Below are 23,565 nucleotides of genomic sequence, written 5' to 3' on the forward strand. Positions count from 1 at the left end.
ATGCTGCTTCCGCTCGCATCGGAACCATTCACAGTTCCGACTGATCGCGACCTGCTTCCGTCGGAGCGGCGGGAATTCGTACGCACCCACCGCACTTGCATTTTCGGCCATCGCCGCCGACACGATGGGCCCGCGATGTCAGTCGTGTACTACGTACCGACAGACGAAGATGACCTGCTCGTCTCGACTATGGCAGGGCGCGGCAAGGCGCGCGTGGTGGCCAACGATGGGAAGGTCAGCCTCTGCGTGCTCGACGAGCGTTGGCCCTTCGCCTATCTGCAGGTGTATGCCGACGCAACGATCGAGCGCGACCGCAATCTGATCGTCGATGTGATGATGGCTGTCGCCGGGCGCATGTCGGGCCAGCCACTGGGCGAAGAAGCCCGCCCGACGGTCGAGGCCATGGCAATCGAGGAGGACCGGGTAGTCATCCGCTGCCGCCCCTACGAAACATTCGCGCAGCCACCGCGACACCTTCATCGCAACGACCAGGACGAGAAGATCACTCACTGGCAGTCGGCCACCGTGCCGTGGTCCGCAGCCGACCCGCAGTGATCAGACGTCCTAGCGGTAGCGATCGCGCTGGTCGATTCCTCGCCAGCCTAACCGCGCCTACGTCGCCGTATCGGCGCGCGTGCTTCGCCGTGGTGTGCGAGCTGGCTCAAGCCGTTGATGATGAGTTCCAGGCCGAAGGCGAACTCTTGGTCCAGCGCTACGGGTAGATGACCGGCCACGCGGGCGGTGGCAGGAAATGTCTGCGGGTCGAGGGTTCGCCACGCTTCGTCCTCTTCTGCTGTGCCGGCGCTCGACGCGACGAGCTGCGTCGCGAACCCCAAGACGTAGCGCGCCAGGGTGGCGCAGGCCTGCGCGGCCAGTGGCGGCGCGAATCCGGACTCGAGCAGCAGCGCGATCATCTGTTCGCGCTGGGCCATCGCGTTAGGTCCTGTCGGAATCCGTTCGACCAACAGCGGCGCGACGTGTGGATGACGTCGGAAGACATCAAAGAGGCTGTGTGCCAACGTTTCACAGGCTTGTTGCCATGGCATACCGTGTAGCGCGTCATCGTCTACATGTGCTTCGGCCAGCACGCCGTCGACCACCTGGGCGACTAGGTGGGCCCGTCCGGTGAAGTGCCGGTACAACGTCGCGGTACCCGAGTCCAGGCGCTGAGCCAAGTTGCGCATGGACAGGGCGTCGGCGCCTTCCTCGTCCAGGATCCGAGTGGCGGTTGCGATGATTCGGTCCAGCGGCAGCGGTGGGCGGCCCCGGGATCGCCGCGGGCCCTGCTCCACAACCTCAGTGCCCGAAGGCGACGTACTCACGCGGCCCAGTATGACTATTCCAACCACGGTGCACAATAACGGCAACGTCGTAACCATTACGAATGTCTTGCGTATCGATGGTTGCCCCGACCCCCGTCCGCCGCCTGGCCGCCATGGGAGCTCACGCCAGCCGACCGGCGGGCCGAAGTCAGCCCTTCGGTTGTTGCGGTGGCCTACATCGCCCGCTTCCAGGGCACACCTGAATCGAGACAGCGGCGAGCGCGTTCTTCGGCGAAACAGAGTAGGCGACTCGAATATGACCCTGCGATTATGCAACGAAGACTGACCGGCTCCGACGACACGCCGAAGTCTTGTCAAAGTAGGCAGGCGAGTTCTGTCGATCTTGGCTGCACCTCGACAGTAGTAGTGCGCAGCCGCAGCGACCGCTGCTGTCAGCCGAAGTTCTCTGATATCCAGCGGGCCAATTCTGCCCGTGAGTGGATACCCAGCTTGCGATAGATCCGAGACAGGTTGGTATCAACGGTCTTCGGGCTGATGAACATCTCCGCGGCAATTGCGCGGTTCGTCATGCCCGATGCCGCGAGTTCTGCCACCCGTCGCTCCGAGGGCGTCAGTACCGCGGCGCCCGCGTTGACCGTCACCCGCTCGAGGTCGGCCCGGGCACGGGCGGCCCACAGAGGAGTGTTCATGCGCTCGAACGCGTCGAGAGCTTCGCGCAGAGTGGCCGATGCGGTCTGTTTCTTGCGCTGCCTGCGCTGTAATTGTCCTAGCAGCAATTGAGTTCGTGCTCTCTCGAAGGGCATTGGCAGGCGGCCGTGCTGCTCCATGGCTTGCTCGGCAGCGCGTACTGCAGCTGCGACGTCACCACCCGCGGCGTCCACCATCGCCCGGCCCCTCAATGCAACGGCGAGCATCCAGGCCCTGTCTAGCCGCTTGCCGTTGCGTTCCATCAACGCGATCAGTTGAGCCGCCTCATCCGTTCGGTGCAGCTGGATCATCGCCTCAACGGCGTCGGAAACACCTGACGCAACGATGATCTCGGTGTAATCGGGGTCAGCGAGAATGCTGTCCACAACTGGCTGCAAAACCGCCAGTGCGGCCACGTAGTTGCCCAGTGTGACTTCAAGGAATCCGAGGCTGGCGGTCATCCAACCGGCCAACTCGCGTCCCTCACTTCGAGTGGATGCTTCCAGCGCCACCCGCGCGTCCCTTCGCGCTTCTTCGATCTTCCCGGCGTAGGCCGCAAGTGAAGATCGAATCGCGACAGCCGAAAACAGCGCCACATCGCCTTCCAGGTGAGCGGCGCGGTCCATCATCTTGTCGGCGATGTCGTTGGCAGCCGGGAAGTCACCCCGCCAGATTTCCACCATCGCCCGGTGATAGGAGATGAACACCGACTCGTTTTCTTCGCCGTTGTCGATGCGTCGACGCTCGATAGACCGGAGCTCGTCGCGGGCGTCGTCGAGCTCACCCGTCCACGCCCTCAACACCGCTCGCTGCAGCCTCGGTTGGAATGCCACCGGCACCGGCAGCCTGCCGTCATCCAGGCTCAGAGCGCGTTGCAGGTTGTCTTCGTCAACTCCCCTGCCGCACATGAATTGAAGCACTACCCGCATACCCAGCGTGCTACTCAGCAGGGACGCGTCACCCAGCCGCTCCGCCTGTTCGACGGCCTCGTTGACGCGTTGGATCGAATCGTCCTTGCGCCCCGTGTTCATCAGCATGTACGCGAGCCCGGTCAACATCTGTATCAGCAATGCGTCGTCGCCGAGCGCGTCGGGCAGCGATCGCTCGAGTAGACCGGCTGCGGCCCCGAAGCCCTCGCCGTACATCAGGATGCTGGCCAGCATGCTTGCGGCCCTAGCGCGAAGTGGCCCTGGGTTCAGGCGAAGGAACGTCGCCTCCAATAACGACTGCGCGCGTACCGAATCCCCGCTCTCGAAGTGATGGGCAGCCGATCGAATGACCCGCTCAGGCTCGTCGCCGCCGAGGTCGATAGCCAGATCCAGCAGCTCGGCGGCGGCAGCGGGCGCACCTCGACTTCGCGCCAACTGCGCCGCTTCGTCTAGAGCGGACAGTGTGGCTTCGTCGGCAGTCGTCACGCCGTGAGCGAGGTGGCGGGCGCGCAACTCGGGTTGGTCGACGGCGTCCGCCAGCCGACGATGCATCGCGCGCCGCGGCCCGCCCACAACGCTTTCGTACATGCCCCAGGCCAGCAACGGGTGGGAGAATCGCACTCTGTTGCCGTCGACGCGGATGATCTCCTCGGCCTCTGCCGGCTCGAGCAATTGCAGAACGCCGTCCATCGACACGTCTATGGCGCGGGCGATCACGTCCAATCTCGGTGTGGCCAGGCATGCGGTTGCGAACAGCGCAGTCTGCGTCGAATCCGGCAGGCCGCCTATCCGCGCCTGGACCAGCTCCGAGAGCGTATCCGGCAACGCGAGCTCGCGGTCCGAAGCGCCGGCAGCCGCGGCGCGACCCAATTCGATTGCGTAGAAAGGATTTCCACCCGACAGGTCGTGAATCCGGACAAGCGTCGGCCGTGAGATCTTCGTTCCCAAGCGCTCGTTCAGCAGTTCGGACAGTTTACCGATCGTGAAGGGTGGCAAGGTGATTCGCCTTAACGCTCGCGGATCGTGGACGTGTAGCCAGGATGCTGTGTTACCGCTGTTCGATCCGGTGCGTACGGTTGCCAGCACGCCGATCCGGCCGGAGAAGCGTCGCGCCGCGTAGTCCAAAGCGAATACCGACGAGGGGTCGAGCCACTGGGCGTCGTCAACGACGATGAGCACCGGAGTCTGGTTGGCGAGCGTTTCGATCGCCGAGAGAAACGCCGCAGCGACCGCCCGCGGTTCGGTCGCTGGATCCGTCTCATCGGCGCGCAGCAGCACCTGGTCAACCGCGCGAAGTTGTGGTTCGGGAAGACTCTCCAGCACCCCGACCGCCAAGCCGCCAAGCAGGTCGGCGAGCGCACTGTAGGCAGCAACGGATTCGGCCTGTGCCGGCCGGGTGGTCAACGTGCGGAATCCAAGCTGCCGAGCCCGGTCGATGGCGCCCACGCATAGCGTCGTCTTCCCTATCCCGGGCGCGCCCTCCACGAGCAAGGCTGACGGCTCTCTAGCCGCGGAACGCAGGAAATCGACAACCGCCTGCTCTTTGTCAGGTCGGCTAACAATCCCCGACACATACTGCAGAATCTCAGGTTTTGCTGTGTTTGTCAGCGCATCGGAGTCGTTCAGCCAATCGTGTCGAGGCTCGATTGGCCGCCGGTCCACGGAATGTCCGCCCCGGCACACATTTCGCGACCGACCTCGCCACCGGTGATGGCGGTGACGGCGGCCACGGCTCGCCCGGCGGTGTGGACGGCTCGTCCGACGGCTACCTTCTTGGTACGTACTGCAAAGCCACCGCGCCCGACTCGAACTCCAGCCGGTTGATGAGCTTTAAGTCGACGTATTTCGATAACCCCGCGAAAAGCGTAGGACCATGGCCGGCCAGCCTCGGGTGCACGACGAACTCGTACTCGTCGATCAATCCCCACTCCGCTAACGCCTGCGGAAGTTTCACCCCTCCTACGAACAGCCCCTTGCCGGACTCCCGCTTGAGCTGCTCAACGGCCTTTCGCAAGTCGCCGCGTACCACTTCGGCGTTCCAATCGACCCGATCCAGGGTGCCCGACACCACGTACTTCTTTGCCGCATCGATCGTCCGGGCGAAGGGTTCCATCCACTCGGGCCTCGTTCCCGTCGGCGCCGGCGAACGCCACGCGGCTTCCATCATTTCGTAAGTCACCCGGCCAAAGAGCAGGGCATCGGCTCGCTCGAGATTCTCGACCGCGTGACGATGCAACTCTTCGTCCGGCACCCCTGCACGATGATCACAGCACCCGTCCAATGTGACGTTGATGGAATACCGAAGGGGCCGCATTAGGCGTCTCCTGAAGTTGTCGACAGTGGCCACATTGGAGTGATCTGCGGAGGGTGCATGCACAGACTCAGACATGCAGGGTGGGCCGGTAGATGAGCTCTTGGATGTTGCCGTCGAGCGTCCGGGTCTCGATCAGCTCTAGGTCGAAGTCGGCCGCACCCTCGAAAATCGGGTCATCACCAGTCTGACCGGTTATGACAGGGAAGAGCGTCACCTGGACGTGGTCGACCAGGCCGGCGGCCATCAGCGCCCGGTTCATCGACAGGCTGCCGTGCGAACGCAACGGCACCTCGGACTCTGCCTTGAGTCGAGCGATTACGTCGACGGCGTCACCGCTCACGACGGTCGCGTCCGGCCAGTCGAGCGGTCCATCCAGAGTGCTCGACACCACCGTCGCCGGCAGGCTTCTCATCCGCGTGACCCATGGGTCACGCACCGACTCCTCGGTGCCCGAGGCCAGCATCTGCGCGAACAGCCGATAGGTGTTGGCCCCGAGAACCATCCGTTGCTCCGCCTCGTACAAGGCGAGACGGTGGTCGAGCAGTTCGGGGCCCTGCTTGCCCCAGTAACCGCCCCAGTCGCCACCGCTGACGCTGCCGTAGCCGTCCAGGCTGGAAAAGACGTCGAAGGTGTATGTGGCGGTCATCAAGCTCTCCTCGCGGACGGTTGATTGTGTGTGGATACAGACGGGAAACCGCAGCGAAACTCATCGCCATTCGACTCATGGATGCATCCGGTTGGCGCCTTCCTGGATGTCGATCGTTGGCTGCGTGCGCAACTACTTTTCCACGCTTGCTGGGCTGCAATCCGAAGTTGTTGTGGCTGAGTGGCATTCGACAGTGTTGAAAGCACGAACGCGACGACTATCGCGCGGCACGACTGAGCCTAGCGACGACAATGCAACCGCAGACTCGCCCAGTGTTGTGGAGTCCGGTCCCGTGTCGTACCGTCAACCTAGTTGATTAGCCACCCTAGAGGAAACGCCAAAATCCCTACCGTCCGCGCCTGTCGCCGCTCATGAAAGGGTCACGGATGCAGCGGGTTTCGATCAGTCGCCGACTCAGCCGACGCTGGATGCTGCTGGTTGCGGTGGCTGTGGTCGCGCTGGCGGGATTCGCTGTGTATCGGCTGCATGGCATCTTCGCCTCCCATGACGTCACGTCCACACCCAGCGGCTCCGAGAACGACATCGTCCCGTTCAACCCCAAACACGTGGTGATGGAGGTTTTCGGCCCGCCGGGCACTGTGGCGACCATTACCTACCTGGACGTCAACGCCCAACCGCAACGCGTCGACGCTGTCACGTTGCCCTGGGCCTACGACACGACCACCACTCAGCCTGCGGTCTTCGTCAATGTCTCCGCCCAGGGCAACAGCGACTCGATCGGCTGCCGGATAAAGATCGACGACGCGGTCAAGGACGAGAGATCGGTCAACACCTTGAACGCCTATACCTACTGTCTGGATAAATCCGGATGAGCACCCAACGGGTTCCGGACTTCATCCGGCGCTACTCGGTGCTCATCGCGCTGTTCTGGCTGGGCCTGGCGGTGGTGACGAACGTCTTCGTGCCACAGCTGGAGACCGTCGCCGAATCGCACAACGTCTCGCTGAGCCCCCAGGATTCGCCGTCCCTGCAGGCCGCCAAACGTATCGGCAAGGTGTTCGGCGAGTTCGATTCCGACAGTTCGGCGATGATCGTCCTGGAGGGTGATCAGCCGCTCGGCGCCGACGCCCATCGCTACTACGACGGATTGATTAAGAAGCTCGAACAGGACACCAAGCACGTCGAGCACATTCAGAATTTCTGGGGGGATCCGCTGACGGCGGCCGGCTCGCAGAGCTCCGACGGCAAGGCGGCATTGGTGCAGCTGTACCTCGCCGGCAACCAGGGCGAGTCGCTAGCCAACGAGTCGGTCGATTCGGTGCGTGACATCGTCAACGACACGCCGCCACCGCCGGGCATCAAGGCGTATGTCACCGGCGCCGCGCCGCTGGTCACCGATCAGTTCGAGGTAGGCCGGCACGGCACCCTGAAAACCACCCTGATCACCATCGGGGTGATCGCAGTGATGCTGTTTACGCTCTACCGTCGTCTGACCACTGTGTTTCTCGTGCTTTTCACGGTGATGATCGAGTTGACCGCGTCCCGCGGCGTCGTCGCCGTGCTCGCGAACGCCGGCATCATCAAGCTGTCGACGTATTCGACCAATCTGCTGACGCTGCTGGTCATCGCCGCCGGGACGGACTATGCGATCTTCATCCTCGGCCGTTTTCACGAAGCGCGTTACGCAGGGCAAGATCGGGTCTCGGCGTTCAACACGATGTACCACGGGACCGCGCACATCATTTTGGGTTCGGGGCTGACGATCGCGGGCGCGGTGCTCTGTCTGACGTTTACCCGGCTGCCGTATTTCAACAGTTTGGGCGTCCCCGCCGGCATCGGTGTGCTTGTCGCAGTCGTGGCGGCGTTGACCCTGGCGCCGGCACTGCTGATGATCGGTCGCCATTTCGGGCTGTTCGAACCCAGCCGTCCGATGCGCACCCGCGGCTGGCGGCGGATCGGCACGGCCATCGTCCGCTGGCCCGGGCCCATCCTGATCGCGTCCGTCGCCATCGCCTTGATCGGCCTTCTCGCACTGCCGAACTACACGACGAGCTACGACGCCCGGCCCTACATGCCCGCCAGCGCACCGGCCAACGTCGGTTACACGGCCGCCGAGCGTCACTTCTCGCAAGCGCGGCTGAACCCCGAACTGTTGATGATCGAGACCGACCATGATCTCCGCAATTCCACCGACATGATCCTGCTGGAGCGCGTCGCGAAGGCTGTTTTCCACACCGACGGCATCGCGCAGGTGCAATCGATCACCCGACCCCTGGGCACGCCCCTGGATCACACGTCGATACCGTTCCAGATCAGCGCGGGCAGCGCGTCTCAGATCAACAACTTGCCCTTTCAGCAGGCCCGCGGTGCCGACCTCCTCAAACAGGTTGACGTGATCAACAACTCGATCGACATTCTGCGGCAGCAGTTTGCGCTGCAACAGCAGTCCAGCGCCGCCACCGACGAGCAGACCAAGGCATTCCAGCAGACGGTCGCCACCGCCCAGGATCTACGCGACAAAATCGCCAACTTCGACGACTTCTTCCGGCCGCTACGCAACTACTTCTATTGGGAGCCACACTGTTTCGACATCCCGATCTGCTGGGCGCTGCGATCACTCTTCGACGCGCTCGACGGGATCGACGCGCTGACCGATCAGTTGGCCAACGTCTCGGGCAGCATCGCCAAACTCGATGAGCTGCAGCCCAAACTGCTCGCACTGATTCCGCCGCAGATCGCGAGTCAGCAGACCAACCGCGATCTGACGCTGACCAATTACGCCACCACCTCAGGTATCGACGACCAGACTGCGGCGGCACTGCAGAACTCGACCGCCCTGGGGCAGGCCTACGACGCGTCGAAAACCGATGACTCCTTCTATCTACCGCCGGAGGCGTTCACCAATCCGGAATTCCAGCGCGGGCTCAAGCTGTTCCTGTCGCCGGACGGCAAGGCCGCCCGCATGATCATCACCCACGACGGGGATCCGGCTACGCCTGAAGGCATTTCGCACATCGATGCCATCAGGCATGCCGCGCAGGAAGCGGTCAAGGGTACGCCCCTTGGGGGTTCCAAGATCTATATCGCCGGCACTGCGGCGACGTATAAGGACATCCAGGATGGTGCCAAATACGACCTCATGATCGCCGGGATCGCGGCGCTGAGCCTGATTCTGCTCGTCATGATGTTCATTACCCGAAGCATCGTCGCCGCGTTCGTCATCGTGGGTACCGTGGCGCTGTCGTTGGGTGCCTCGTTCGGGCTCTCCGTACTGATTTGGCAGGACATCTTTGGTGTAGAGCTGTTTTGGATTGTGCTGGCACTGGCCGTCATCCTGCTGTTGGCGGTGGGCTCGGACTACAACCTGCTGCTGATCTCCCGATTCAAGGAGGAGATCGGCGCCGGCTTGAATACCGGCATCATCCGGGCAATGGCCGGTTCCGGCGCGGTGGTGACGGCGGCCGGTTTGGTGTTCGCAGCGACGATGGCCTCCTTCGTGTTCGCCGACTTGCGGATCCTCGGTCAGATCGGCACCACGATCGCCCTCGGGCTGCTTTTCGACACGCTGATCGTGCGTTCATTCGTGACCCCGGCCGTCGCAGCGCTGATCGGCCGATGGTTCTGGTGGCCGCTGAAGGTGCGTACCCGCCCGGCCAGGGACTACGGATCACGCCAATCGGTACGTCAACTACCGCTGTGGGAGGACAACAACCCCGCCCCGCGACGCTCTGAATCGTGATCGGGCGCTGTCACCGAAACGCCTTGCAGGTTCCCCTTCAACCGCGCGACCCTGCGTAGCTGAGCGGCCATGTTCATGGAGGTCAACATCGGGATGCCTCCGATGAACGTTCTGAAGGAGGGATGGCCGCCGTCGATATGGAGGACGAAGAGACAGCCGACCACGTAAAAGAGCCCCATGGTGAACAGGGCAGCGGGTATCGAGTACGCGAGTGGTGAGCGAGCGTCAGCGATCAGTTCGGTCGCGTAGTCGACCTCTTCTTGCGACATCGATTCGCGCTTGCGGAGTTTCGCCAATACCGCCTTGTGGGCGCCCACTTTTTCACCCAGCGGATGGGATGTCCGATTCTCCAGCCTGCCGATGTAGGCGAATACGCCAGCGGCGAACACTATTTCCATCACGCCGGCGAGGATCGTGAGATCACCCCACGGACCGAGATTCACGCCGCCGCTCCTCACGTCGTCAGTGTGCGCGTAACACTGAAAACGCTACCTGATCTAAGTAAATCTGTCGGGTCTCACAGGAAGGACCCAACCTCAGACGTCGCCGCCAGAATCAGCGGAAGCGGACGTCCAACGTCGCGAGGCCAAAGATCTTCCGACCACCGGACTTCGCGGCGACAATGACGACACCGGTGCGGGTCGCCGGGTCCAACGACTTGATGCGGCCGCTGAACTCGATGTCAGCGCCCTCGGTGGCAGACACGATCGCAGGCGCAGACAGCCGCACCGCATAACGGGTAACCGCACCGGGGTCGCCCGACCACGCGGAGGCGAATCCCGCACCCAAACCCATGGTGAGCATTCCGTGCGCGATCACATCGGGCAGCCCGGCGAGCTTGGCGATGTCCTCGTCCCAGTGAATCGGGTTGGCGTCGCCGGCCACGCCGGCGTAGTTCACCAGGTCGCCGCGCGACAGGCGCGTGTGGTGCGCCGGTAGCTCATCGCCAACCTTCACGTCATCAAAGGACGGCGACCCCGGCGTGCGGGAGGTGTCCTCGGCGATCCGCACCTCGCCCTCGGGGCGCACCGTCTTGATGTACTCGGATTCGCCGACTTCGAAGATGTTGACGTCGTGCATCATGGCGTTGTGTACGGCGGTCTTGATCTCCGGATTGAGATCCTCGGCGGTGACGCCGACGACGGTGGTGTGCAGGGTGTGCACCCGCTCGCCGGCGGCGTCGGTGAAGGTGTTGGTCACGGTGATCAGGTCGCGGCCGGCGATCCTGCGCACCGACGTCAGCTCGACGTCGACGTGCAGTTCGTCGCCGGCGACGATCGGGCGGTGCTGCTCGAAGACCTCTTCGGTCTGCATGTAGGTGTCGTAACCGACGACGACCTGTTCGAACATGTGGCGATTGCAGGTCATGCCCGGGGTCGACGTGAACGTCAGCGGTGCCACCACGTCCGAATAGCCCAGGTCCGCGGCGGCGGCGACATCCCAGTGCGCGGGGTGATAGTCCTGCACTGCACGGGCGTACTCGCGTACCTTTTCCCGGCCGACCAGGTAGGTGGTGTCCATCTGGTAGTAGTGGCCGACCCGTGATTCGAGCGCCGACGTTTCTGCTGCTGCGGTCATGAATTTGCTCAACTCTTCTATCGGCTTGTTCGCCGAAGCCGACCAAAGCACACTAACGCGCGGGCACCGCGGCACTACACGCCGATACGACGACGACCGTTCACCAGCGGTCGGCCCGCCCCCAAAGCAGGGCGACGGGCCGACCGTAGGTATTGCGCACTGATTAGACACCGCCGACGGCGGCCCTGGCCTGTCACCAGCCGCGCTCGATCCCAAGGCCGTCGAAAATGGCCGTGATCGGGTTCGACTGAGGCAGGTTGTTCCACGCGGACGCACCCGGAACGGGTTGCGGTTGTGGCCAAAGCGGTGTCTCGGCCTGCGGGGTGTAGCCCCCCATGGAACCTGGGGCTGCCGTCACCCCACCCAGTTGTTCGTCCGAAATCGTCGGGAAGGGCGAGCAGGAGGCGTCGAAGGACGAGCAGGTGTCAGCGTGCGCGGTTGCAGCACCGGCAAGCATCAGGGCCGGTGCCACCGCAGCGGCTGCCGCCACTCCAAACGCTGCGATGAGCCCCTTTGTCTTGATGTTGTGGATGGTGTTCATGACTGTGTTCCTTTTGTCGTGCGCCGGCCCGGACGGCCGCGCTGTATGTATGGGCAGCGACCCCGGGCACGAGGGACATGTTTTGTGAAATTTGTGTGCCGCAGTTCTGGAACGGATCACGACAGCACGCGGATCCGTGAATACCGCAGTACACGAGTTGGCGACGTGCGCACGGATCATCAAGGGGCGGTGTGCAAATCGTCTCGCCGCGGCTTCGTTCCGCTGGGGCTGGGCGGTAAGCGCTGTCAGGAACTCTCAGCGGTAGTTCGCCGGCCCCATTTGTCCATCTCGCACTGGCAGTTAGGACAGGTATGGCCGCCCCACATCGCCTGCTTACCCGAGTTCGGTATCCGCACTCGCCCGATCTCCGTTCCGCAGTCCGGGCATGCGACACGGCGGAGATTGATGCCCCACTTGTTCTTGGCGATTGTCCCGTAGACGATCAGGGCCAAGCCCACGCCGAACACCGCGAGAAAAGCAATGTTTGCGAAATCTTCAAAGTCCATGGTGTTCCTTGCTTTTGGGGTCTGGATCGGATGCGAAAGCGGCCTGTGCACAGGCGGTTCAGTTGCCCTCGGTTGTCCGCCCGCAGATCGGGGCGCCCGGCACGGCGATGTGTGGACAATTCGTTCTGGGGGGCGCTTGCGGGGTTGGGCAGGACTGGCCGCTGTCAACGGCGCTCCCGTCTGAGCAGTGTTTGGCCGGAGCTTGTTGCGGTGGGCTTTGGTGCGTGGCGGCTGGCGGGTTCGGTGCCGCCGACCTTGGTGCGGCGTGACTGGTTCGCGTCACGGTCGGCGCACTCGAGGGCACCGAAGCGGTGGTTTCATGCGTTGGAGGTGCCTGCTCGATGGACGGGTTTCCCGGATTCTCGGGATTCGGGAGGTCTGTATTCACCGGACCTGAAGGGTGTTGGACCGATGTATTCGGTTCAGTCGCAGGGACATTGGGTTCCGGCGTTGGGGTATTGCTGGACGGCTGCGACGGAATGGTCGTCGGCGCGACAGGCTTGACCTCAACGGAAGTGACCGGCGTGACTTGCGTATCGAGTGGCGTAGGTGCCTCGGTCGTGACGGCCCATATCACCGCCGGGACGGCGACGACCGCTACGGCCACCAACGTGAAGCGGCCGGTCAACGCGAAGAGACGGGCCGGGACGTGCGTTGCCGCGTGACCGGGCGCTGCGGCGGCAGCGGTAGTGCCGCTGGGAGGATGCGGCGCTTTACTCAGCGTCTCTTCGCGCAACCATTCGGGCGCGGGCATGAGCACAGGCGCGGCGCCCAGGAGAGCAGTTGGGTTGACCAACCTGCCCCGATCCTCGTCGCAGTTCGGGCACGACGCGATGTGACGCGAGATGCGCTTGCGCACCAGGATGGTGAATTGCCCGTCCCAGCCCGCGATGACTGTTGAAAGGTCCTGGCAGCGGTTTTGGCCGGCAGTGGCTTGGCGCGCTACCAGCAGCGCACCCAACGACTGTTCGATGGTGTCGCGCAGCCGTTGCACGATCTTTTTGGCAGAGGAGTTGCTGACACCGAGCGCCTCCGCGATTTCCATATTGGACAGGCCGTGCCGATACGCCAGATCCAGAACCTCGCGGTCGCGCTGCGATAGCCCACCCTCGGCTTGGTTGACCAATGTCGCCAGTTCATTGCGCGCGGCCTGGGTGTCGGGGCCTACGTCGGCGGCCGGCCCGTCGGGCAACTCGTCCGATGCTGTCTCGCGCCGGCGAGCGCGCAACGTTCGCAACGCCTGGTGTCGGGCGATCGCGTAGAGCCACGGCCGCAGCTTGTCGGGATCACGCAGTTTGGGAAGGTCGACTGCGGCGTTGTAGAACGCTTCTTGGACGCAATCGGCCGCGTCGCGGTCACCCACGATGCCGATGCAGAAGTCGTAGAGCCGACTGGCGTATCGGTCATAGATTTCGGCGAACGCAGCCCTATCGCCCGCGGCGGCAGCACCGACCAACTCGGCGTCACCCACAACGTTCCAGTCGAACTCAGCCGTCACAGACATGGGTCTCCAAACTGGGAGTCGATCTCCCTAACCTGGCCTCACGCGGAAGCCCTGGCCGACCGAGGTCGTCCCGGGCTCCAGTACGTATACGCAGCTGACGCCCGATTGGTTCGCTCGTGTTTTTCGGGTGATGAATATGGTTGGCCGAGCGCAGTGTCCAGCAAAGCCACGGCAATTCGTGCTTGTTGCCGCGTGCTCTGTAATGACCGCGGTGGCCACAAGTCGGGCAATGCCGAGGTAGTCGCGTCACCAGTCGTAGCCACCATGACCTCTGTGCCAGCCGCCTCGGTGGTAGTCGCGGCCGTGCCAGCCTCCGTCGCTATCTCGGTGCCAGTCGTCGTGGCACAGCAGCCACTCCCAGTTGAAGCCCCAGCCGGGATTCCAGAAGTCGCCGGGGCACCAGTGGTATGTCGCCGGCCGGTACGGTTCGGCTTGGGCCGTACCGCTGGCTAGGCCTAGGCCGGTGATACCGATGCCGCTGGAAACCAGCACCGCCGTCATTGCGCGTAAAACTCTTGTCCTCATTGCTCTTTCCTTCCGTTGTGATCCGGGTGCAAACCGAGTCAGATAGCCAGATCCCGGAATAGACTGCGCCCCAGGACAATTAGCCGTCCGACGGATTTCTCGCCTCGTGTCGTTTCTGGTGCGCGAGCCTTGATGTCGCGCTGAAGGTATGGACCGCGACCGAGAACAAACGGGACATTTTTTCCGAGATCGGTATCGCAGATTCGGCTGGCCGAAAAAGTGTCCCCCACAGCCGGGCTCAGAACCCATACGTGAAGGGCCGAAGCTCGGCCACGCGAACGACTTTGAGGAGACCCCCATGCAAACCTGGTTTTATCGGCTGCCTGCGACAGCTCGCGCACTCATCACCGGTGTGCTGTCGGCCGCTGCGATCTTCGGAGTTATGTCGCTCTATGCCGTTTCCGCCCCTTGGGGCGACACCAGCGACTCGATCATCGCCAGGGCCGTGGTGTCGACGATCGCCGGCATGATCACGGGCGTCGTCGGTGTCGTGTTGGGTGATCAACGCATGCACCGCGTCTACGGTTCGACGGACGACGCCCTCAGGTACAAGCGCGCACTGCGGACCGGCGAACTGCCGGCGGAGATCGAGCCCGCTGCATGGCACGGCTGGCTGGGCGTCAGCAGTCAGTCGAACAGATGGGCGCCGGCAGCCGTTGGCGTGTTTGCGGTACTTGCAGTACTGCAGGGCCTGAACCACCAGTGGATCCTGGCTGCGCTTTTCGCCCTGTTGGCTATATGGCAATCGGTAGTCGCGCTTGTGCTGCGTCACCGAATTTCGCGGTTGACGGCGGCAGTCGGCCAGCGCTCCGCGGCGGGAGGCTAATGTTCGGCCGCTAGGAGCAAAGTCTCGGGTTTCCCTGAGGAGACTCTCAGTTCCGTCTCAGTCATCGTAGGCACATTTGTGCTGAAGCCACTGGGCTGATTCACGATTGACGAACGAACGGAAGACGATGACGAACCCTCCGCAGTATCCCACGGATCTGCCCGGCCACCGACCAGATCCGAGTCAGCCTGCGGGACAGGCGAACCCCGGTGCCCACGCCTATATACCCTCCCATTTGCGCTACGACTATCGCTACACTCAGCAGTCGACTGCATCACCGTACGACTCGTATCACGCTGCGCACCAGCCGATTACGGCGCCGATTCCGAAGGTTCGGCAGAAAGGTTCTCGTCGCGGCGCCATCGTCGCCGGCGCTGCCGTCGCCGCAGTCGTCGGTGGTGGACTCGGTGCGGCCACGATGGGGGCTGTAACGCTGGCCCACGACACGACCGCAGCGAAGCCGCCGATCGCCCGGACGCCTGCGACTCCCCAGGTCACGGCCAAGGCGCCCGCAGGCTCCGTCGAACAGGTCGCGGCCAAAGTGATGCCCAGTGTCGTCAAGCTGCAGATCGACATGGGCGGCCAAGGCGATACCGGCTCCGGCGTGGTGTTGAGTGCCGACGGCCTCATCCTGACCAACAACCACGTCGTGGCCCCCGCAGTCGGTGATCAAGGAGCCGAGCCCGCCTCCTCCGACTCCACCGACGGCGGCGGGATCACCAAGACCGTGACCTTCTCCAATGGCCAGACAGCGCCGTTCACCGTCGTGGGCACCGACCCGGCTGGGGATCTCGCCGTTGTGCGCGCTCAAGGAGTGTCGGGATTGACGCCAATCGCCATCGGATCGTCCAAAGACGTGAAGGTTGGCGAGCAAGTGGTGGCGATCGGCTCACCGCTGGGTCTGCAGGGAACCGTGACCGACGGCATCGTCAGTGCGCTGAATCGGCCGGTCGCCGCTGGCGATGGCGGCGGCGGCGACGTCACCGTCCTCGACGCCATCCAGACCGACGCAGCGATCAATCCGGGTAATTCCGGTGGCGCACTTGTGAACATGAACGGAGAACTGATCGGGGTGAACTCCGCGATCGCGAGCATGGGCGGAGACGGTGGATCTGGCGGCGGTCAGAGCGGCTCGATCGGCCTGGGCTTTGCGATTCCGGCCGATCAGGCCAAACGCATCGCCGATGAGCTCGTTTCCACCGGCACCGCCAGCCACGGTTCCCTGGGCGTGCAGCTCAGCAGCGACGCGACAAGAGGTGGCGGGGCGGCAATCGGTGAGGTCGTCGACGGCGGTCCCGCGGCAGCCGCGGGCTTGCCGAGTGGTGCGGTGGTCACCAAGGTCGACGATCAGGTGATCGACGGTCCGGAAGCTCTCGTGGCGGCGGTTCGGTCGAAAGCGCCCGGAGACACGGTTTCCTTGAGTTACGTCGACGAATCCGGGGCAGCGCAGACGACGCAGGTGACGCTCGGCAAGGCGTAACCGGTGCCAGCACTGCTCCGAGGGCGATTGGCGCTGGGTGCTTCCAGGCACTAGCTTTCCCGGGGTGATGTCCTCAGCTGCGAGCGCAGTCGCGCGGTGGATCGCTTACTTCCTCACTGTTGCGGCCGTTGCCTGCATGGGCCTTGTCGCCGACCCGGTGCACACCGGTCCCGGCCCGGCGGTACGGCTGGCCGCCGATGAGGGAAACCCGCTGGCCGGAGCAGCGTTCTACGTCAATCCCACGTCGTCGGCCATGCGCGCCGCGCAGAAGGCCGATCCGCCGAGTCCCGAGTTGACCGCCATCGCCAACACGCCGCAGGCGTACTGGCTCGTCCCGGGCTCTTCTGCGGCCACGGTCGCGAAGTACGTCGGTGACGCGCAGGCCGCTGGCGCGATGCCGGTGCTGGCGCTCTACGGAATCCCGCACCGCGACTGCGGCAACTTCGCTGCGGGAGGGTTCGCGACGGGCGCCGACTACAAAGGCTGGATCGACGGCATCGCTGCCGACCTCGGCTCGTCGCCGGCGGCGATCGTCGTCGAACCCGATGCACTCGCCATGGCCGACTGCCTGTCGGGTGACCAGCGCCAGGAGCGGTTCGACTTGATTCGCTACGCCGTCGACACGCTGACCCGCAACCCGGCCGCGGCCGTGTACATCGACGCCGGCCACTTGCGCTGGCACAGCGCCGACGATATGGCCGCCAGGCTCAACCAGGCGGGTATAGAGCACGCGCGAGGTTTCAGCCTCAACACCGCGAACTTCTTTACCACCGATGACGAAATTGGTTACGGCGAGGCGATTTCGGGCCTCACGAACGGTTCGCACTATGTGATCGACACGTCGCGCAACGGCGCCGGGCCGGCGCCCGACTCCCCGCTCGACTGGTGCAACCCCAGTGGCCGAGCACTGGGCACTCCGCCCACCACGGCTACCGCGGGTGCACACGCCGACGCCTACCTGTGGATCAAACGCCCCGGCGAATCCGACGGATCATGCAACCGCGGTGATCCCCCGGCGGGCAACTTCGTGAATCAATTCGCCATCGAACTGGCCCGCAACGCGGGCCACTAGTACCCGCAGCGTCCTTTACCGGGCCAGCGGTTTGTAGAAGACCATGCCGTTGCCTTTGTTGTCGTAGACCACGGCCCGGCGTTCGTGCGCGTCGTCGTACGGGCCTTTCACGATGCCGCCACCGCTGGCTTCGATGGCCTTGGCCGCGGCGTCGACATCGGCGGTCTTGATGCCGACGACGACCTGACCGGGGATGGGATGGTCCACCGCGGTCGCCAGCGCGAGGGTGATCGGTCCACCATCGAGGGCCGCGAAGTGGGCTCCGTCGCGGAACTTCAGCGGCATTCCCAGGGTCTCGCTGTAGAACCGGATCGACTCATCCAGATCGTCGGTCGACAAGATGATCATCTTTACTTCGTGCTCGCTCAACGGTGCCTCCTGTGTCAGCCGTGATGGGTCAGGCGAGTAGCTTTGCGGGGCTCCGCTTTTCAGCCTTCCGTGCCTCGCGCTCGAGCCGCTTCTGCTTGGCCGCCTCGAACTTCTCGCACGTCTCTTCAAGCTCCTCCACCAGCACCGCTAGATCGTCGCGCATGCGCGCGGCCTCACCGGTGAAGTCCTCGCGCTCGAAAATCCGCCACTTCCTCAGCACCGGCATCACGACCTCATCGAGGTGGATGCGCGGGTCGTAGACGCCCCCGACGGCGATGATCACGGCCTTGCGCCGGAACTCCGGAACGGTGTATCCCGGCATCTTGAAGTTGCGCAGCACGCGGTGCACCGACTTCATCGCCTGGTTCGGGGCGATCTCCAGACCGGCCGCGGTTACATCGCGATAGAAGATCATGTGCAGGTTCTCATCGGCCGAAACCCGTTGCAGCAGTTGGTCCGCGATCGTTTCCTGGCACGCCGTACCCGTGTTGCGGTGCGACACCCGGGTGGCCAGTTCCTGGAATGAGACATAGGCAACGGAGTCGAACAGGCTCGAGGCGAACAAACTGCCCTGCTGGTTCTGGCCAGGGCTGAACCCCCGGGTTATCTGCTCGAGGCGAAGCTGTTCCAGCTGCACCGGGTCCACGGCGCGCGTGACGACCAAGTAGTCGCGCAGGGCCGTGCTGTGGCGGTTCTCTTCGGCAGTCCAGCGGTTCACCCACTGACCCCAGGCGCCGTCCATCCCCATGTTCATCGCGATCTCGCGGTGGTACGACGGCAGGTTGTCCTCGGTCAACAGGTTCTGCACCATCGCCACCTGCGCTACCTCCGACAGCTGCGACTGCCCAGGCTCCCAGTCCTGGCCGCCGAGCGCGTAGTAGTTCTTGCCGTCCGACCACGGGATGTAGTCGTGCGGGTTCCAGTCCTTGAAGAGCGATAGGTGACGGTTGAGGAGCTTCTCTACCACGGGCTCGAGCTCATCTAGCAGCTGCCGGTCCGTCAGTTCTTTCGTCATCACCACTCCCGGTTACCTGTACCTATCGGTTGCACTTAGATGTAAGTGTAAACGCCGGTAACACTCAAGCGACACGGCGTTTGTCACGAGACGTAGGGACCTTTTGCCCTAGTGTCGCGTGAACGATTCAAAATAGAACAAGTTCTATGCGTATATTTCACCAACTTCACCTGCAGTAAAGACAACATTCGCGACCAATTGGACAACGCCTCCTAGTCTGCGACTAGCGCGCGCGTTTGGAGGGAATGCCGTGACTTCGACTGATCAGCTCGACGCCCATTCTGTTCTCGCCGACATCGATGAGCTCTTGCCCAAGCTGCGCCAGCGGGCACCGGAGACGGAGGATTTGCGGCGCCTGCCGGATGCCACCGTCAGCGAGCTCCAGGAAATCGGCTTCTTCCGTCTGCTGCAGCCCGAACAGTGGGGTGGCCTGCAGTGCGAGCCGACGGTGTTCTTCGATGCCGTCCGGCGCCTGGCGAGTGCATGCGGTTCCACGGGCTGGGTGGCGTCGATCATCGGCGTGCACAACTGGCACATGGCGCAGTTCGATCAGCACGCCCAGCAAGACGTCTGGGGCGAGGACACCAACGTGCGGATCTCCTCGTCATACGCCCCGATGGGCGCTGGCCACGTGGTCGACGGAGGTTACCTCGTCAACGGGACTTGGCAGTGGTCGTCCGGATGTGACCACGCGACGTGGACCTTCGTCGGCGGCCCGGTGATCAAGGACGGCAAGCCGGTCGACTTCGGCAGCTTCTTGATACCGATCAGCGACTACCGCATCGACGATGTGTGGCATGTCGTCGGTCTCAAGGGCACCGGCAGCAACAACTTGGTGGTCAAGGACGTGTTCGTGCCCTCGCACCGGTTCCTGTCGTACAAGGCGATGAACGACCACACCGCTGGCGGGTTGTCGACCAACACCGACCCGGTCTACAAGATGCCTTGGGGCACTATGCATCCCACGACGATCACCACCCCCATCGTCGGCATGGCCTATGGCGCCTACGACGCGCATGTCGAGCATCAAGGCAACCGAGTCCGGGCGGCTTTCGCCGGCGAGAAGGCCAAGGACGATCCGTTCGCCAAGGTGCGCATCGCCGAGGCCGCCAGCGATATTGACGCCGCGTGGCGCCAGCTGATCGGCAATGTCGGCGACGAGTACGCACTTCTGAAGGCGGGCAGGGAGATTCCGTTCGATCTGCGTGCCCGGGCCCGCCGCGATCAGGTGCGCGCAACCGGGCGCGCGATCGCCTCGATAGACCGATTGTTCGAGGCCTCGGGTGCCACCGCGCTCGCCAATAGCGCTCCGATTCAACGGTTCTGGCGCGATGCGCACGCCGGCCGCGTGCATGCCGCCAACGATCCCGAACGGGCCTACCTGATCTTCGGCAACAACGAGTTCGGGCTGCCGCCCGGCGACACGATGGTTTGATTGTGGAGGAGTGACCGATGACCTGCCCGCATCTTCCCCCCGGCTTCGACCCGACCGACCCCGACATCTACGCGGAGCGCATACCCGTCGAGGAACTTGCGGAGTTGCGCCACAACGCGCCCATCTGGTGGTGTGACCAACCCATTGGCAAGGGCGGCTTCAACGACGGCGGCTTCTGGGTGGTGACCAAGCACAAGGACGTCAAGGAGGTGTCGCTGCGCAACGACGTGTTCTCCAGTTGGCGCAACGGTGCCATCCCGCGCTTCGCCGACGACATGAAGCGTGAAGACATCGATCTGCAGCGCTTCGTTCTGCTGAACATGGATCCGCCGCAGCACACCCGGCTGCGCAGGATCATCTCCCGCGGCTTCACGCCGCGCGCGATCGGCCGCCTGCGTGACGAGCTCAACGAACGTGCGCAGGCCATCGCAAAGGCCGCCGCCGCCGAGGGTTCTGGCGATTTCGTCGAGCAGGTCGCCTGCGAACTGCCGCTGCAGGCGATCGCGGAGTTGCTTGGCGTGCCGCAGGAGGACCGGGGGAAGTTGTTCCGCTGGTCGAATGAGATGACCGGTGCCGAGGATCCGGAGTACGCCGATGTCGACCCCAAGGTGTCGTCGATGGAGGTGCTGGCCTACGCGATGAAGATGGCCGAGATCAAGGCGCGCAATCCCGGCGACGACATCGTGACCACGCTGATCGAGGCGGACATCGACGGCGAAAAGCTCTCCGACGACGAGTTCGGGTTCTTCGTGATGATGCTGGCCGTGGCGGGTAACGAGACCACCCGCAACTCGATCACACAAGGCATGATGGCGTTCGCCGACTTCCCCGACCAGTGGGAGTTGTACAAGAAGGAGCGCCCCGAGACCGCGGCGGACGAGATCGTCCGGTGGGCTACCCCGGTGACCACCTTCCAGCGCACCGCCAAAGAGGACACCGAGCTGTCCGGCGTACAGATCAAGAAGGGCCAGCGGGTGCTGATGTTCTACCGCTCGGCCAACTTCGACGAAGACGTCTTCATCGATCCGTTCAAGTTCGACATCATGCGTAATCCGAACCCGCACGTAGGATTTGGAGGCACCGGTGAGCACTACTGCATCGGCGCCAACCTCGCCAAGTTGACAATCAACCTGATGTTCAACGCGATCGCCGACCACTTGCCCGACCTCACGCCGATCTCAAAACCAGAGCGGATCCGGTCGGGCTGGCTCAACGGCATCAAGCACTGGGAAGTCGACTACAGCGGCAAATGCCCTGTCGTGCAATAAAGTTGGCTACTGGGGCTGCGCGACCATGCGTCGCAGGTTCTCTTCCACCTCGGCACGCCAGTGCTTGTTGGCGGCGCTGGTGTCGACCTCGAATTCGAAGCGGTCCGTCATCTCCGGTGTGACGTCGGCGGCGTCCACGTAGAACTGTTGATACCAGCGGCGCAACTGGTAGACGGGGCCGTCCTCTTCCACTAGGAGCGGGTTTTCGATGGGCGCCTTGTGCTTCCAGATTTCGACGTCCTGTAAGAAGCCCATGCTCACGCCGTCGGTGAACGCCTTCGACAGCTTCTCAGTCGCCGCCTCGTCCATGCCCTCGGGTTTCTGCACGATGACGCCCCACTGCAGCATGAAGGAGTCTTGCGTGACGGGGTAGTGGCAGTTGATGAGGATCGACTCCACTTTGTAGCCGCCGTAGTTGTTGTGCAGCCGGTTGATCATGAACGACGGGCCGAAGTAGGACGCCTCGGAGTCCAGGATCTGTTCACCGGTGTAGTGCGAGCCGCCGAGCTGCACGTCGGGCCTTCCGACTGTGCGCAGGTATTGCGACGCGATGTGCCCCTCGAAGACGTTCTTGAAATACGTCGGGAACCCGTAGTGGATATAGAAGAAGTGGGCCATATCGACGATGTTGTCGATGATCTCGCGGCAGTTCGAGCCCTCGATCAGCTCGCTGCGCCAACGCCACTGGGTCCATGTATCGCTAGAGGCCTCGGGAATCTCGGGGATCTGCAATTGCGGTGGCGGCGGGTTGCCCTCCGGGTCGTGCCAGATGAACAACAGTCCGCTACGCACCTCGGTAGTCCAAGATCGGGTGCGTGCCAGTCGTGGTGTGCGCTTGGCGTACGGCACGCTTTTGCATTTGCCGTCGCCGGCCCACCGCCAGTCGTGAAACGGGCACGCGACGGTATCGCCCTCGATCGTGCCTTGCGATAGGTCTCCGCCCATGTGCCGGCAGTACGCATCGAGCACTCGCAGATTGCGCCCGGAATCGGCGAAGACGACCAGCTTGGTGCCGAAGATGTTGATCGGGTGCGGCTTGCCGTCGAGGAAGTTCGCGGCCACGCCCAGGCAATGCCAGCCACGGGCGAATCGCGTCGGCAACGTCCCAACGTCGATTTCTCGGATGCCGATGCCAGCGGTATCGATACTCACTGCGCGCCTCCGCTCGGTAATTTCTCGCAACTAGAACGCGTTATAGTTTCGTCGTATCTGTCCGCTATAGCTGCAGGCCAAAGCCATCAAATATGGGACTTATGACCCTAGATCGATGCGGGCGACGGTCAGTCTGGGCGACTCGCCACTACGACCGTGGCGAGGAGGGTGTCGAGGAGTTCCTCGGCGGTCGTGTGCCATTTGTCGGTGCGCAGCAGGCCACTCGTTTCCAGGCCGGCGGCACCGTGCGCGCCAGTCAGGAGTATTGCCGCGTAGCGCTGGGCGTTCTCTTCGCCGACGACTGCGGCGACGATGGCGAGAAACTCGTCACACATGCGTTGCGCCGCCCGGACCACCGCGGCCGGGTCCCCTGTCGGTGTGCTGAACATGAGTTGGTACAGGTACGGCTGCTCGCTGCTGACGGTGATGACGACGCGGAGCGCCGCGCGCAGCCTGTCGGCGGGTGAAAGTCGCGAGTCTTCCCGCAGCGCGTTCATTTGATCACCGATGCGCTCCCAGCCCTCGGCGGCGACTGCGGTCAGCAGGCTCTCCTTATCGGCGAAGTGCCGGTAGGGCGCACCGCGGCTCACGCCCGCACGCGCGCCCACCTCGCGCAGCGTCACGGCGGCAGGGCCTCCGCTGTCGAGCAGCTTGGCGGCGTCGTCGAGCAGTGCGCGGCGCGTGGCGGCGGCTGACTCGATGCGACTCATCACCGACATCCTATGTTGACATTGT

Annotated in this window: 22 protein-coding genes; 8 read left to right on the forward strand and 14 right to left on the reverse strand. The window is 63.6% G+C overall.

Features of this window, described 5'->3' with window-relative positions; all coding sequences use genetic code 11:
• Positions 1 to 555: a pyridoxamine 5'-phosphate oxidase family protein gene (locus ACWW36_RS08935; protein ID WP_456141187.1), complete on the forward strand. Its 555-nt coding sequence runs from the start codon at positions 1 to 3 to the stop codon at positions 553 to 555.
• 47 nt (positions 556 to 602) lie between these two features.
• On the opposite strand, the gene ACWW36_RS08940 is transcribed toward ACWW36_RS08935, so the two are convergent.
• The 4 genes from ACWW36_RS08940 to ACWW36_RS08955 form a co-directional block, all read right to left on the reverse strand.
• Entirely contained in the window at positions 603 to 1,247 is a 645-nt protein-coding gene (locus ACWW36_RS08940) for a TetR/AcrR family transcriptional regulator (protein WP_456142418.1), read from the reverse strand.
• A 467-nt stretch (positions 1,248 to 1,714) separates the two neighbouring features.
• The gene (locus tag ACWW36_RS08945; protein WP_456141188.1) at positions 1,715 to 4,471 is read right to left on the reverse strand and encodes a helix-turn-helix transcriptional regulator; all 2,757 of its coding nucleotides are present in this window, start codon (positions 4,469 to 4,471) and stop codon (positions 1,715 to 1,717) included.
• Between the two features lie 193 nt (positions 4,472 to 4,664).
• Positions 4,665 to 5,213, reverse strand: coding sequence for a dihydrofolate reductase family protein (locus ACWW36_RS08950; protein ID WP_456141189.1), 549 nt, complete (start codon positions 5,211 to 5,213; stop codon positions 4,665 to 4,667).
• Between the two features lie 67 nt (positions 5,214 to 5,280).
• Positions 5,281 to 5,859 (reverse strand): dihydrofolate reductase family protein, encoded by a 579-nt coding sequence (locus tag ACWW36_RS08955; RefSeq protein WP_456141190.1) that lies wholly within the window; start codon positions 5,857 to 5,859, stop codon positions 5,281 to 5,283.
• Positions 5,860 to 6,245: 386 nt separating this feature from the next.
• Between ACWW36_RS08955 and ACWW36_RS08960 the strand changes: the two genes are divergently transcribed.
• Both ACWW36_RS08960 and ACWW36_RS08965 read left to right on the forward strand, forming a co-directional pair.
• A complete protein-coding gene (locus tag ACWW36_RS08960) occupies positions 6,246 to 6,692 on the forward strand; it encodes an MmpS family transport accessory protein (RefSeq protein ID WP_456141191.1) in 447 nt (148 codons plus the stop codon).
• A complete protein-coding gene (locus tag ACWW36_RS08965; RefSeq protein WP_456141192.1) occupies positions 6,689 to 9,559 on the forward strand; it encodes an MMPL/RND family transporter in 2,871 nt (956 codons plus the stop codon). Before ACWW36_RS08960 ends, ACWW36_RS08965 begins: the two co-directional genes overlap by 4 nt.
• On the opposite strand, the gene ACWW36_RS08970 is transcribed toward ACWW36_RS08965, so the two are convergent.
• The 6 genes from ACWW36_RS08970 to ACWW36_RS08995 all read right to left on the reverse strand — a co-directional run bounded on the left by ACWW36_RS08970 (position 9,505) and on the right by ACWW36_RS08995 (position 14,213).
• Positions 9,505 to 10,002, reverse strand: a complete 498-nt coding sequence (locus ACWW36_RS08970) for a hypothetical protein (protein WP_456141193.1) — start codon at positions 10,000 to 10,002, stop codon at positions 9,505 to 9,507. The genes ACWW36_RS08965 and ACWW36_RS08970 overlap by 55 nt on opposite strands.
• 112 nt (positions 10,003 to 10,114) lie before the next feature.
• Positions 10,115 to 11,137 (reverse strand): fused (3R)-hydroxyacyl-ACP dehydratase subunits HadA/HadB, encoded by a 1,023-nt coding sequence (locus ACWW36_RS08975; protein ID WP_456141194.1) that lies wholly within the window; start codon positions 11,135 to 11,137, stop codon positions 10,115 to 10,117.
• A 193-nt stretch (positions 11,138 to 11,330) separates the two neighbouring features.
• Positions 11,331 to 11,678, reverse strand: a complete 348-nt coding sequence (locus ACWW36_RS08980; RefSeq protein ID WP_456141195.1) for a hypothetical protein — start codon at positions 11,676 to 11,678, stop codon at positions 11,331 to 11,333.
• A gap of 245 nt (positions 11,679 to 11,923) precedes the next feature.
• On the reverse strand, positions 11,924 to 12,184 hold the full coding sequence (locus ACWW36_RS08985; RefSeq protein WP_456141196.1) for a hypothetical protein: 261 nt from the start codon (positions 12,182 to 12,184) through the stop codon (positions 11,924 to 11,926).
• A 58-nt stretch (positions 12,185 to 12,242) separates the two neighbouring features.
• Positions 12,243 to 13,688: a sigma-70 family RNA polymerase sigma factor gene (locus ACWW36_RS08990; protein ID WP_456141197.1), complete on the reverse strand. Its 1,446-nt coding sequence runs from the start codon at positions 13,686 to 13,688 to the stop codon at positions 12,243 to 12,245.
• 246 nt (positions 13,689 to 13,934) lie between these two features.
• Positions 13,935 to 14,213 carry a hypothetical protein gene (locus ACWW36_RS08995; protein ID WP_456141198.1) on the reverse strand — a complete coding sequence of 93 codons (279 nt, stop codon included), beginning with the start codon at positions 14,211 to 14,213 and terminating at the stop codon, positions 13,935 to 13,937.
• Between the two features lie 298 nt (positions 14,214 to 14,511).
• On the opposite strand from ACWW36_RS08995, the gene ACWW36_RS09000 reads away from it, so the two are divergent.
• From ACWW36_RS09000 to ACWW36_RS09010, 3 genes are all read left to right on the forward strand, one after another.
• Entirely contained in the window at positions 14,512 to 15,039 is a 528-nt protein-coding gene (locus ACWW36_RS09000; RefSeq protein WP_456141199.1) for a hypothetical protein, read from the forward strand.
• A 127-nt stretch (positions 15,040 to 15,166) separates the two neighbouring features.
• Complete coding sequence (locus ACWW36_RS09005) at positions 15,167 to 16,519, forward strand: S1C family serine protease (protein WP_456141200.1); 1,353 nt, start codon at positions 15,167 to 15,169, stop codon at positions 16,517 to 16,519.
• 64 nt (positions 16,520 to 16,583) lie between these two features.
• Positions 16,584 to 17,591 (forward strand): glycoside hydrolase family 6 protein, encoded by a 1,008-nt coding sequence (locus ACWW36_RS09010; protein ID WP_456141201.1) that lies wholly within the window; start codon positions 16,584 to 16,586, stop codon positions 17,589 to 17,591.
• A 15-nt stretch (positions 17,592 to 17,606) separates the two neighbouring features.
• Here the strand turns inward: ACWW36_RS09010 and ACWW36_RS09015 are convergent, their stop codons facing one another.
• Together ACWW36_RS09015 and ACWW36_RS09020 are read right to left on the reverse strand one after the other, a co-directional pair.
• Complete coding sequence (locus ACWW36_RS09015) at positions 17,607 to 17,960, reverse strand: VOC family protein (RefSeq protein WP_456141202.1); 354 nt, start codon at positions 17,958 to 17,960, stop codon at positions 17,607 to 17,609.
• Between the two features lie 28 nt (positions 17,961 to 17,988).
• Positions 17,989 to 18,975 (reverse strand): acyl-ACP desaturase, encoded by a 987-nt coding sequence (locus tag ACWW36_RS09020; RefSeq protein ID WP_456141203.1) that lies wholly within the window; start codon positions 18,973 to 18,975, stop codon positions 17,989 to 17,991.
• A 250-nt stretch (positions 18,976 to 19,225) separates the two neighbouring features.
• On the opposite strand from ACWW36_RS09020, the gene hsaA reads away from it, so the two are divergent.
• Both hsaA and ACWW36_RS09030 read left to right on the forward strand, forming a co-directional pair.
• Complete coding sequence (gene hsaA, locus ACWW36_RS09025; protein ID WP_456141204.1) at positions 19,226 to 20,410, forward strand: 3-hydroxy-9,10-secoandrosta-1,3,5(10)-triene-9,17-dione monooxygenase oxygenase subunit; 1,185 nt, start codon at positions 19,226 to 19,228, stop codon at positions 20,408 to 20,410.
• Between the two features lie 17 nt (positions 20,411 to 20,427).
• Positions 20,428 to 21,678, forward strand: a complete 1,251-nt coding sequence (locus ACWW36_RS09030; protein ID WP_456141205.1) for a cytochrome P450 — start codon at positions 20,428 to 20,430, stop codon at positions 21,676 to 21,678.
• Positions 21,679 to 21,684: 6 nt separating this feature from the next.
• Here ACWW36_RS09030 and ACWW36_RS09035 read toward each other — a convergent pair whose 3' ends face one another.
• Both ACWW36_RS09035 and ACWW36_RS09040 read right to left on the reverse strand, forming a co-directional pair.
• On the reverse strand, positions 21,685 to 22,830 hold the full coding sequence (locus tag ACWW36_RS09035; RefSeq protein WP_456141206.1) for a Rieske 2Fe-2S domain-containing protein: 1,146 nt from the start codon (positions 22,828 to 22,830) through the stop codon (positions 21,685 to 21,687).
• Between the two features lie 128 nt (positions 22,831 to 22,958).
• Positions 22,959 to 23,540, reverse strand: a complete 582-nt coding sequence (locus tag ACWW36_RS09040) for a TetR/AcrR family transcriptional regulator (RefSeq protein ID WP_456141207.1) — start codon at positions 23,538 to 23,540, stop codon at positions 22,959 to 22,961.
• Between the last annotated feature and the right edge of the window lie 25 nt (positions 23,541 to 23,565).

It is taken from the genome of Mycobacterium sp. MMS18-G62 (assembly GCF_053877835.1).